Consider the following 11,441-nt stretch of genomic DNA (forward strand, 5'->3'; position numbering starts at 1 on the left):
CATGATTGTAACAACATCGCCCGCAAGTTTAAGTGAAGACCAAGCCTTATCGGTAGTAGAAAAAGCAGTCAAATTATCCAAAGCAGAGGAAGTATTTGTAAGTCTCTCTACTGGCGAAGAATCTCTTTCGAGATTCTCGGAAAACCAAATCAGCCAAAATATCAGCAAAACTGTATTTAGCCTGAGCATTACTAGCTATTTCGGTAACAAAAGCGCCTCTGCTGCTGTTACAGAATTTGATGAAGATGCGATCGCCTCCGCAGTCAAGCGATCGGAAGAATTGGCCAGAATTGCGCCGGCAGACCCCGAATGGATGCCGCTGCTGCCGCCTCAAACCTACGATTTGCGATCGCCCGCATTCGACGCAGCAACGGCAACTGTATCGCCTCTAGCACGGGCCGAAATGGTGCAGCAAGCGTGCGCGAGATCCTCCCAGGGGGGCGCTCATGGTTCGGGTACTTTGAGCACTGAGGCGTCGCTGTACGCGATCGCCTCGTCAACCGGACTCCGCGCCTGCAACCATTCTACAGATGCGGATTTCAGCTTTACTGCTCGCGTTGAAGACGGTTCTAGTTGGGCGAAGAGCACTGCTTGGAGTATCAACGAATTGCCGATCGCCCAATTAGCAGAACAAGTGCTCGATCGGGCGATCGCATCCCGCAACCCGCGCCCCATCACTCCCGGCGTTTATCCGGTAATCTTTGACGGCGCTGCTTTTGCGGGCTTGCTACCGTGGGTGATTTGGGGGCTGGATGCGAGGGCGGCGGATGAGGGGCGATCGTTTATGTCGATCGCCGATGCAGAGGGAAAACCAGCGGGAAACCGCGCGGGGGAACAACTTTTTAGCCCGTTAGTGCAAGTGCAGCGCGATCCGGCTCATCCTTTGTTGCGATCGAATACTTTTTTCGGCGACGGATTGAGCAATAACTATTTGGAAATCATCAAAGATGGCGTCCCTCAAAGTTTGTCTTATTCCCGCTACTGGGCAGAACAAAAAGGCAAAGAGGCAAAAGGTGCTTATTACCCGATCGTGATGACAGGTTCCGACCAAAGTTTAGCCGATTTAATTGCTCAAACCGAGCGAGGAATTTTCGTCAGTCGAGCTTGGTACGTGCGCTACGTTAATCCGAAAACATTGGAAGTAACGGGAATGACTCGCGACGGTACTTTTTTGATTGAGGATGGCAAAATTGCTTACCCGATTAAAAACCTGCGTTTCAATCAAGTTTTACCTGATATGTTGCGCGATGTGGATGCAGTTAGTACGGTGAAGCGTTACGGCGGTAGTGTCGTACCCGGAGTGCGCGTGAAAGCTTTTAATTTCACCAGTATTACTGACAGTTTGTGACTCACACATTTCTAACAATCTGTAGGGGCGGGTTTCACAAACAATTACAGCCAACAAAGAACAATCTCTCAAACCCGCCCCCACTGACAGATTGTGAGTCACACATTTTTAACAATCTGTAGGGGCGGGTTTCACAAACAATCACAGCCAACAAAGAACAATCTCTCAAACCCGCCCCCACTGACAGTTTGTGACTCGCACATTTCTAACAATCTGTAGGGGCGGGTTTCACAAACAATCACAGCCAACAAAGAACAATCTCTCAAACCCGCCCCCACCCAGATTAATGCGAGTGATTTATCGTGAAGGCAGAGTATTTATTTTGATAGTTAGGATTAAAACCAGCTATTATAGTCATCAGTCTGGTGTCTGTTGTTAGTAACAATTCCCAATTCCCAATTCCCAATTCCCAATTATCAATGAATCAATATTTTGCTACAGTTGCGCGCGGTTTAGAAACAATTGCCGCCCAAGAATTAGAACGTTTAGGGGCTCAGGATGTCAAGCCAGATTTTACAGGGGTTTACTTTGCGGGCGATCGGGCTTTATTGTACCGCGTCAATCTTTGGTCGAGAACAATTTTTCGAGTGCTAATGCCGATCGCCGAATTCCGGTGTTACAACTCGGATATGCTCTACCGCGAAGTGCAAAAAATCCCTTGGGACGAATACTTATATCCCGACAATACTTTAGCAGTAAACTGCACCGGTGGCAACGAAAACTTGAACCACACTCACTTTACAGCTTTGCAGGTCAAAAATGCGATCGCCGACCAACAGCGCCTTCAATTTAACAAGCGTTCTAATGTCGATGTAGAGCATCCCGATTTGCAAATTAACATTCACATTCATCAAGATAGAGCTATTTTAAGTTTAGACAGTTCTGGCGGCAGTTTGCACCGCCGGGGATATCGACCGGCGATGGGGCTTGCTCCCCTCAAAGAAACCCTAGCTGCGGCTTTGTTGGAGATGGCAGAATGGACGCCAGATTTGCCGTTTTTAGACCCGATGTGCGGTTCGGGAACTTTGCCTTTGGAAGCGACTTTAAAGGGCTTGAATATTGCACCGGGATTGTTTCGAGAAAAGTTTGGATTTATGAGTTGGCGGGATTTTGACGAACCTTTGTGGGATAAATTGTGGGCAGAAGCTGAAAATAGTGAGTTACCGGAACTTAAAGAGGTGATTGCAGGGTGCGATCGCGATTCCGATATGTTAACTCAAGCTCGCACCAACGCCCAGCAAGCTGGTATTTCCGGTAAGATTCAGTTTGCTCAAACCGAGTTATCTCAGTTGGAAGCACCCGCAGACAGAGGCGTTCTGATTTGCAATCCTCCCTACGGAGAGCGCCTGGGAGATGCTAGCGAATTAGGAGATTTGTACAAGATGTTGGGGGATATTTTCAAGAATCGTTTTAAAGGTTGGAATGCCTTTATTTTGACTGGGAATAAGGAGTTGGGTAAAAAGGTGGGACTCAGGACATCGCGCCGGATTCCTGTTTATAATGGATCGATTCCGTGTACTTTGCTCAAATATGAACTGTATTAGGGGAGGGAAGCGGTAAAAAATCAGAGGTACTAATAGTAAAGGAAAAAAAGAAGAGATGCCGAATTGAATGGCTCAACAATCATCAAATTAAAATACTAATTTTACATTTGAATATATTGTTTTCTTACCTTTAATATCCGGTCAGGTAAATTAACCACAATACTTGTAGGGGCGGGTTTCACAAATAATCTGTAATTCACATCCATAATATCTATAAACCCGCCCAGCCCGATCGACAGAATTTCATTACGGGCAATTCAAGGGAAATGACATAACATTTACACCGACAACAAAGAAACGTGAGCGGAAACAATCTTCCACCCTTGAGGAAACTTGCGCCACATCTGACTTTGCCGCCCCAGCCGCACCACTCCATCCATTACACGGCGAAATTCCAGCGTCACAGCGGCCGTGTCTGCATCGAAAGTCACGACTTTGAGGTTGAACATTTCTCGATCGACATTTACAGGCGATCGCCCTTTGCGAAAAGCCCTCACCTCATCGCTCCCGTAGAGGTTCTCCGTCACCCCAAACCGCACGACTTCCGGCGCATCCCAGAACAAATTATCGAGAGTTTCAATATCATTCGTACAAAGAGCTTTTTCGTATTTTAAATATAGTTCAGTTAACTCAGCCACCACAGCAGAATCATTGATAACAGTCATTCGATTTTAGATTTTAGATTTTAGATTGAAGAATTGAAGAATTGACACCACGGATAAATCGGGGGGCTTGAGGATGCAATGATTTGGGATTTGGGATTGATTCCACGGATAAATCCGGGGGCTGGTACTATCAAGAAATTATTGGTTATAAATTGTAGATTTTAAAACTCTTAAGTTTCACAGGTTTTGTTTGCAATAAGGACTAAATTCCTTATTGCAAACGCCACTAATTAGAGAAAATTAATGCTCAATTTTGAGCGAAATAATCTTGTCACCTTGGCGGATAGCATTGACGACAGACATATCCTCAGTTTTGCCAAAAGTTGTGTGAACTCCATCTAGATGAGACTGGGGAGAATGGCAAATAAAGAATTGGCTACCACCCGTATCTTTACCTGCGTGAGCCATCGATAAAGTTCCTGCCTCATGTTTGTTCGAGTTGATTTCACACTTGATTTTGTAGCCGGGGCCGCCAGTTCCATTGCCTTTTGGACAGCCACCTTGAATCATAAAGTTAGGAATGACTCGGTGAAAAGCCAATCCATCGTAAAAACCTTTTTCCGCCAAGTCAACAAAATTCTTCACTGTGTTAGGCGCATCCGCATCGAACAATTTCAAATTGATTGTGCCTTTGTCTGTTTCCATAATAGCGCGGGTCATGATTTTTCCTTGCTTCCTAAAATGAGTGTGTTGCCTGCGTGTTAATTGCGGACTTCGCTTTTATAACGACAGGTTTCAAACTGTCGTTATATTGTGGCTTTCAGCAGTGTAGCATATTCCGGTAACTCTCATAGGACTTATGTGCGCTTTCTGAGGAAACCCGGTTTATTCCGAGATTTGTGGTTAGCAAAGCCAATATTTTCTGAGACACCGGGTTTGTTACCCTCAGCCATATTTTAATTGTTGGTCACTTGCGGGCGATCGGGTTCTTCCTGAATATCGTTCATATTAAAAATGAAAGGAACCCGACTCGATCCTGCGCCCATAACCAGCACTTTTGGCATCTGAGCGCCGCCGCTTCTCCAAGCTTCGATCGCCTCTTTTTGCAGAACTAAGTCGCCGCCTTGAGCCTTCAAAGTTTCAGCCAATAGCCTTTGAGCTTCTGCCCTACCTTGAGCGCGGTTAATGTCAGCTTGAGCCTGTTGTTCTGCTTCCTGAGCCACATAAACAGCTCTTTGCGCCCGCTGTTCAGCAACCTGTTTCTCCTCAACCGCTTTTGCAAAATCTGTGGAGAATCGAATGTTAACCACACTCGTATCGAGCACGATTACATCATACTTTGATAGCCTTTCCTTCAGCGCAGTATCAAAGTCTCGCTTCAGTTCACTTCTTTGAGTAATAGATTGTTCGGCGGTTCTCAGTGCAGCGGCTGTTTTAAATGCTTCTTGCGTCTGAGGAGCAATAATTTTTGAGACTATATTCTCCAATGTTCCTTGAGTCCTTCGGACATCAACTATTCTCGCAGGATCGAGGCGAAAGTTAATCGCAAAACTAGCATTTAAATCCTGAAGGTCTTTAGTAGCACTCTGGGCGGGAACTTCAAACTTTTGCACTGTTACATCGTACACATCTACCTTGGATATTAGCGGGGGTCTGAGGTGAAACCCCTCTAACAATGCTCCATCTGTGGCTTTTCCTAAAACGCTAACCACCCCTGCTTCGCCTGGATTGATGACGACAAAAGAGTTTAAACCGATGAGTAGCGCGCCTACTAATAGAATCCCTGCGATTGCTGATGATATGCTCTGGAAACTTTGACTTTTCAAAATACACGCTCCTTTGTGATTATTCCATTATAATGGTTAAATAGATTCGGTCGCCTCTCAAGTCTCAAATCTCAAATCTCAAATGGATGGGTCGCCTCTCAAATCTAAAATGGATTGGCTGATGAGCAAAATTGTTAAATATCCTAGAACTTATCACATCGAAGGTTCGCGTTTCCAACCGGGTGATGAAGACCTCGACAGCGTGCCATTTAGCGTTTTGAGCGATCGCCCTCTAATTATAGAAGAAAAGGTAGACGGCGCTAATACAGGCATCAGCTTCGCACCAGATGGACAAATGCTGCTGCAAAGTCGCGGCCACTATCTCACCGGCGGGCCGAGGGAAAAACATTTTAACTTATTCAAACAGTGGGCTTTCAGTCTTAGCGGAACCCTGGGAGAAGTGCTGGGAAATCGCTACATTCTTTACGGCGAATGGCTTTATGCCAAACACACTGTCTTTTATGATTTTTTGCCGCACTATTTTATGGAATACGACGTGCTCGACTTAGAAACCAGTCAATTTCTGAGTACAGAATCGCGCCGCAAGTTGTTAAACGGACTGCCGTTAGTGTCCGTTCCCGTGCTGTTTTCTGGAGTGCTGAAATCTCCCAAGCAAATGATGCAGTTTATGGCAAAGTCTAATTTTATTCAACCCGGACATTTGGAACGCTTGCGTTTGTACTGCGGGGAATTGGGATTAGATGAAGAACGATGTTTGAAAGAGACTGACAAGAGCGAGATTATGGAAGGTCTGTACATTAAAATCGAAGAATATGGCATAGTAAAAGCGCGTTACAAATACGTGCGTGCCAGTTTTTTGACAGCTATTAAAAATGCCGAAGGACATTGGCTAAATCGCCCAATCATACCCAATATTCTGCGTCCCGGCGCAGATTTATTTAATTTTAGTTAACCCGCAGGTGAATTTATGACGGCACTGTTATCGCCAACTTGGACTTTTCCCTTTTGTCCCCAACCGCCCGATTGGTTCCTGGATTGGGAGGGTATTCAAAATCATTTCGACTGGATTGACAGCCTTAAAGGATGTCAGCAAGACCCGATTTACCACGCCGAAGGAGATGTTTTTATTCACACCAAAATGGTCTGCGAAGCCTTAATCTCATCCCCAAATTGGCGGCAACTTCCCGAAAAAGAACGATCGATACTTTTTGCGGCCGCTTTGCTGCACGATGTCGCCAAACCAGCCTTTACAAAAATAGAAGCAGACGGCAGAATTAGCTCAAAAGGTCACGCCCGCCAAGGTGCGAGAATGGTCAGACAAATTTTATCTCAATTCGAGCCGCCTGTGCAGTTTGAGATTCGCGAAACAGTGGTGGCGATCGTCCAATTCGGCAGTTTACCCATCTGGTTAATCGACAAACCCAACCCGCAGCAGTCTGTAATTAAAGTTAGTCAAGTTGTCCGCTGCGATTTCCTCGCACTTTTAGCCGAAGCAGACGTGCGCGGCCGCCACTGCGCCGACAAACAAGAATTGCTCGATAAAATAGAACTATTTCGGGAGTTTTGTCAAGAAAATAATTGTTGGGATTCTCCCCGACAATTCCCATCAGCACACAGCCGATTTATCTACTTCCGCAAAGACAACGGCAACCCGGATTACGAAGCATTTGACGATACTAAATGCGAAGTAATTTTGATGTCTGGCTTGCCAGGAAGCGGTAAAGATTATTGGATTCGGAAAAATCTCCCAGATTTTCCATTAATCTCGCTGGATGCACTGCGAAAAGAGATGAATCTCCCTCCCGACGAAACCCCTGGAAATGTGGTCACAGCCGCCAAAAAAAGAGCACGCGAATACATGAATGACGGGCGCTCTTTTGTGTGGAACGCCACGAATACCACTAAACAAATGCGGCAGCAATTAATTAATTTTTTTGCTGCTTACCAAGCGCGCATTCGCATTGTTTATCTAGAAGTACCTCTAGAAGAAATATTGCAGCAGAATCGATCGCGCACAGCAACAGTACCAGAATCAGTCATTCGCAAATTAGCTGCGCGGCTGGATATTCCAGACATCACAGAAGCGCATCAAGTTGATCGGATCGTAACCGATTAGGTTACTTGAGGGGCGATGCGCCCCAGTTAGCCATCTTACTTCAACGCGCTACCAATTCCTTTTTCCCTAAAAGAGAATCGTCATAATGCGCCAACAAATCAGCAGGGTGATCGTAAATTGCCGCAGCATTTGCCAGCGAAGCATCATCGAAACCTCCGCACCGAAAAGCAATTACTGGCACCCCGCACTTGCCCGCAGCTTCGATATCGTAAGGAGTATCAGCTAACATCACAGTCTGACTCGCTTCCATCTGCAATTTGCTCAAAGCAGCTTCCACAATATCCGGTTCCGGTTTAGAAGCTTCCGCATCACTCGATGTCGTGGCTTGATCCAATAAATCCTCAACTTGTGCAGCTTTCAGCAAACCGGAAAGTTCTTCAGTGGTAGCTGAAGTAGCAATAATTAGCCGCAATCCTTCTTGCTGCATTTTTAACAGCAAATCCCGGGAACCAGGGGTTGGAGAAAGTTCGGGAGAAAAGCGGTTAATAATCAGTTCTTTGCGCCGCTGTGCAATCTTTTTCCCGTCGCCTGCTTCGTCGGAAAGTCCTGATACCATTTTGGGTATAACTTTGTCGCCTCCCATGCCAATTAGCGGGCGAACTTTCTCGAACTGCACCTCGTAGCCGTAAGCGGCAAATGCCTCTACCCAAGCTTGAGCGTGGGCGTCATTGCTGAGCGTCAGAGTACCGTCAATATCGAGAATTACTGCTTGCAATTGCATAACTTATTTGTTGTTAGTTATTAGACTTATTGTCAAAACCTGGTTTGTAGTAAGCACTTCAGTTGTTAACTAATTAATTAGCCAATCAGCGAGTAAAGTTCTTACGACGCACCTGTGGTTAGTAGTAAGAACTTTAGTTTTTTTTGAGCTTAGTAATAAGGAGTTTATTCCTGAATTACTTAATTAGTCAATAGGGGAATGCAAACCTTACTATTAACTTTTTGAGTGGCTATTTCATGCCAGTGCCGTGCAATTTTGGTTCGGGCGGCGGCGGTACTGGTTCTGGCCCTAACGGTTGGGGATTGGCTACATATTCAAACTCGCCTTTGCCGTCCATTGATTTGCCTTTCGCCCAGCGTCCCTCGCTACTTTCGGAACCTTCAGAATGATTCCAAAACTGATAAGCAAATTCTGACTTTTCCAACTCCTGCGGGAAGGAACTCGGAACGGGGGTTGTTTCCATTCCCGAACTTTCTAAATCTTCGATCGCCGCCAGCCACAAATTTTGGTGCATCGTGTCGCGGGCAATCATAAAACTCAGGGTGTCTTTCACGCCCGCATCGTCTGACATTTCATACAGCCGCACAGCCTGCAATCTTCCTTGCGATTCGGCGTGCAAATTAGAGCGAAAATCTGCTAAAAGATTGCCACTAGCAACGATAAAACGGCCGTTCCAGGGATACCCTACGCTGTCGCTAGGAAGTGCGCCCAAACCCGATACAATTGCGTGCTGCGGATTCATGCTGCCGATGATCGTATCTCGCGGGCTGTTTCCACCCATCACAGCACCCACCACAGCATCCTTGAAACCTTCTTCTTGCATAGATACAGGAGCTTTATCTAACAAGTGAGCAATCATAGTTGCTAACATCTCGATATGCCCGATTTCTTCTGTACCGACATCAAGCAGCATATCGCGATATTTGGCTGGGCCTCGGCAGTTCCAACCTTGAAATAGGTACTGCATCATCACAGTCATTTCGCCAAATGTACCGCCAATTAGTTCTTGAATTTGCTTGGCGTAAACGGCATCTGGCTTTTCTGGTCTTTTGTAATACTGTAGTGGCTTCTTATGGTAAAACATGGGGAATTCCTCCCAGGGTTGTTTGATTAACTTTCATTAGTTTTAACGCTGCCCGTGAGGGAGGGAATCAGCTTTTAGTCATAAAGAAATTAAATCAAATCCGGTTATCTTTATCACTTTAGTTTAATGCGGTTTCTCCCGCCCGCGAACTAAAGACTCTATTAAATTTTGTCGATCGTACATTCTATTTAAACAAACACGGCGCCGTGTCCTCCGGGCCTCAAAAAACACGTCAAAACCCCCCTCCTGCAGAGGTTTTAACCCCTTTGGGAGAGCGGTTTTTCTGGTTTAGCTGACAGCTATGTGCCCTTCTTCGTGTCAACTTAAGACTGAAACCCCTGAGAAATCTCGTTTTTACGCTAAGTCTAGATCCCCCTAAATCCCCCTGATTGTTGGGGAGTAGGGGTTGACTTTGAGAAGACTCTTGTTCCCCCCTTAAGAAGGGGGGCTAGGGGGGATCTAGATTTAATGGTCAAACAGCAATCTCTGGCTGGGTCTTACCTTAAGTTAACATCTATGGTATGTGCCGTGTCCCGCCCTTAACGAGGGGGACTAGGGGGAATGTGTTGAATCAGCTAGTTTGATAATTTTCCTCAGTCCAACAGCGCGGCAGAGTTTCACCGGAAGGAAACACTAATTTGCTTTTTGCAAAAGTTGCTGTCTCTTGCTCTTCCTGACCAGCTTGATTTTTTCCCGGCACTTCTTGTTTTGTAGGGCTGATTAAAGCATCTACATCGAGAATTTCAATCAAGTCGCCTGATTCTTTTTCTTGTAAAAGCATAGTTTCTCCGTGAAGGGTAAATGCGAGTTAGGGTTTGAGGACAACTTTGATGCAGTTGTCTTTTTTCTGTTTGAAAATATCGTAAGCGTGGGGCGCTTCATCCAATTTCATTCGGTGCGTAATTACGAATGACGGGTCAATTTCGCCTTTTTGAACGCGATCGAGCAAAGGCCGCAAATAGCGGTGAACGTGCGTCTGTCCCATTTTCATGGTCAAGCCTTTGTTGAAAGCTGCACCTAATGGCACTTTGTCCACAAAGCCGCCGTAAACGCCGGGAATTGACACTGTGCCGCCCTTGCGACAGGCGAGGATCACTTGTCGCAGGGCCGTAGGTCGATCGCTCTCCAACCGCACGGCTTGCTTAGCTTTGTCGTACAAAGCGTCGAGACCGGTGCCGTGGGCTTCCATCCCCACCGCGTCGATGCAAGAGTCGGGCCCGCGTCCCCCCGTCATTTCGGTGACGGCTTCCCCGGCGTCCATTTCTTCGTAGTTGATGATTTCAGCTTTGGCCGCGGCCGCCATTTGCAAGCGTTCCGGTACGCGGTCGATCGCAATTACTCGATCGGCCCCCAGCATAAACGCGCTTCTGATCGCAAATTGTCCGACTGGCCCGCATCCCCAAACTGCTACCGTATCCCCCGGCTGAATGTCGCAGTTTTCGGCCGCCATGTAACCGGTAGGAAAGATATCGGTGAGGAACAATACTTGTTCGTCCGAAAGTCCGTCGGGAATTTTTAAAGGGCCGACATCTGCAAACGGAACCCGCGCGTATTCTGCTTGACCTCCTGCATAGCCGCCCGTTAAATGCGAGTAGCCAAACAATCCCGCCGGCGAATGGCCGAACATTTTTTCAGCCAGCCCAGCATTGGGGTTGGAGTTGTCGCACAGCGACCACAAATCGCGGTTGCAAAAGAAGCAACTGCCGCAAGAAATAGTAAAAGGAATGACGACGCGATCGCCCTTTTTTAAGTTCTTGACTTGGCTGCCGAGTTCGACTACTTCCCCCATGAATTCGTGCCCCATGATGTCGCCCGATTGCATTGTCGGGATGAAGCCATCGTAGAGGTGCAAATCTGAGCCGCAGATTGCTGTAGACGTGATTTTAACTATTGCATCGCGCGGGTTGATAATTGTTGGGTCTGGTACATTATCAACTCGCACATCATTTGCTCCGTGCCAGCAAAGAGCTTTCATTATTTCGTTCTCCTCTAGTTAACTACTAGCTAGCAGATTTTTGATTGTAAATCTTAAACTTACTACGCCGATTAATTAGTAACTTGGATTTTTTTAATTCTAAGCATATAAAATATACTTTATCTCTATCCAAGGTATAATTTCCAAATCTATCTTCCGGCTGTTTTCAATAACAAAAATGTAAAGTTTCTCCCCCAGCTAAAGTGCGGGAGATTTCACATTCTTCTGTTAAGCCCCAACAGTTATAGCAACCGCACCCGA

Annotated in this window: 11 protein-coding genes; 4 read left to right on the forward strand and 7 right to left on the reverse strand. The window is 46.3% G+C overall.

What is annotated here, in order from left to right; genetic code table 11:
* The first annotated feature begins 1 nt into the window (after position 1).
* Both QUB11_RS13040 and QUB11_RS13045 read left to right on the forward strand, forming a co-directional pair.
* Positions 2-1,348: a TldD/PmbA family protein gene (locus tag QUB11_RS13040; RefSeq protein ID WP_333390767.1), complete on the forward strand. Its 1,347-nt coding sequence runs from the start codon at positions 2-4 to the stop codon at positions 1,346-1,348.
* Positions 1,349-1,767: 419 nt separating this feature from the next.
* Positions 1,768-2,892: a THUMP domain-containing protein gene (locus QUB11_RS13045; RefSeq protein WP_333390769.1), complete on the forward strand. Its 1,125-nt coding sequence runs from the start codon at positions 1,768-1,770 to the stop codon at positions 2,890-2,892.
* Between the two features lie 278 nt (positions 2,893-3,170).
* On the opposite strand, the gene hpxZ is transcribed toward QUB11_RS13045, so the two are convergent.
* The 3 genes from hpxZ to QUB11_RS13060 all read right to left on the reverse strand — a co-directional run bounded on the left by hpxZ (position 3,171) and on the right by QUB11_RS13060 (position 5,323).
* Positions 3,171-3,557 carry an oxalurate catabolism protein HpxZ gene (hpxZ, locus tag QUB11_RS13050; RefSeq protein ID WP_333390772.1) on the reverse strand — a complete coding sequence of 129 codons (387 nt, stop codon included), beginning with the start codon at positions 3,555-3,557 and terminating at the stop codon, positions 3,171-3,173.
* A gap of 240 nt (positions 3,558-3,797) precedes the next feature.
* On the reverse strand, positions 3,798-4,217 hold the full coding sequence (locus QUB11_RS13055) for a peptidylprolyl isomerase (RefSeq protein ID WP_333107545.1): 420 nt from the start codon (positions 4,215-4,217) through the stop codon (positions 3,798-3,800).
* A 236-nt stretch (positions 4,218-4,453) separates the two neighbouring features.
* A complete protein-coding gene (locus QUB11_RS13060) occupies positions 4,454-5,323 on the reverse strand; it encodes a prohibitin family protein (RefSeq protein ID WP_333107544.1) in 870 nt (289 codons plus the stop codon).
* 121 nt (positions 5,324-5,444) lie between these two features.
* Between QUB11_RS13060 and QUB11_RS13065 the strand changes: the two genes are divergently transcribed.
* Entirely contained in the window at positions 5,445-6,236 is a 792-nt protein-coding gene (locus tag QUB11_RS13065) for an RNA ligase family protein (RefSeq protein ID WP_333205367.1), read from the forward strand.
* A 15-nt stretch (positions 6,237-6,251) separates the two neighbouring features.
* Positions 6,252-7,400, forward strand: coding sequence for an AAA family ATPase (locus QUB11_RS13070; protein ID WP_333205366.1), 1,149 nt, complete (start codon positions 6,252-6,254; stop codon positions 7,398-7,400).
* Between the two features lie 40 nt (positions 7,401-7,440).
* Here QUB11_RS13070 and QUB11_RS13075 read toward each other — a convergent pair whose 3' ends face one another.
* From QUB11_RS13075 to QUB11_RS13090, 4 genes are all read right to left on the reverse strand, one after another.
* Positions 7,441-8,121 (reverse strand): HAD family hydrolase, encoded by a 681-nt coding sequence (locus tag QUB11_RS13075; protein ID WP_333205365.1) that lies wholly within the window; start codon positions 8,119-8,121, stop codon positions 7,441-7,443.
* A gap of 229 nt (positions 8,122-8,350) precedes the next feature.
* On the reverse strand, positions 8,351-9,205 hold the full coding sequence (locus QUB11_RS13080; protein WP_333205364.1) for a manganese catalase family protein: 855 nt from the start codon (positions 9,203-9,205) through the stop codon (positions 8,351-8,353).
* A 571-nt stretch (positions 9,206-9,776) separates the two neighbouring features.
* On the reverse strand, positions 9,777-9,986 hold the full coding sequence (locus QUB11_RS13085; RefSeq protein WP_333205363.1) for an acetyltransferase: 210 nt from the start codon (positions 9,984-9,986) through the stop codon (positions 9,777-9,779).
* A gap of 27 nt (positions 9,987-10,013) precedes the next feature.
* Entirely contained in the window at positions 10,014-11,180 is a 1,167-nt protein-coding gene (locus QUB11_RS13090; RefSeq protein ID WP_190742724.1) for a zinc-dependent alcohol dehydrogenase, read from the reverse strand.
* Positions 11,181-11,441 lie beyond the last annotated feature (261 nt).

It is taken from the genome of Microcoleus sp. B6-A1, from assembly GCF_036705085.1.
GTDB lineage: Bacteria > Cyanobacteriota > Cyanobacteriia > Cyanobacteriales > Microcoleaceae > Microcoleus.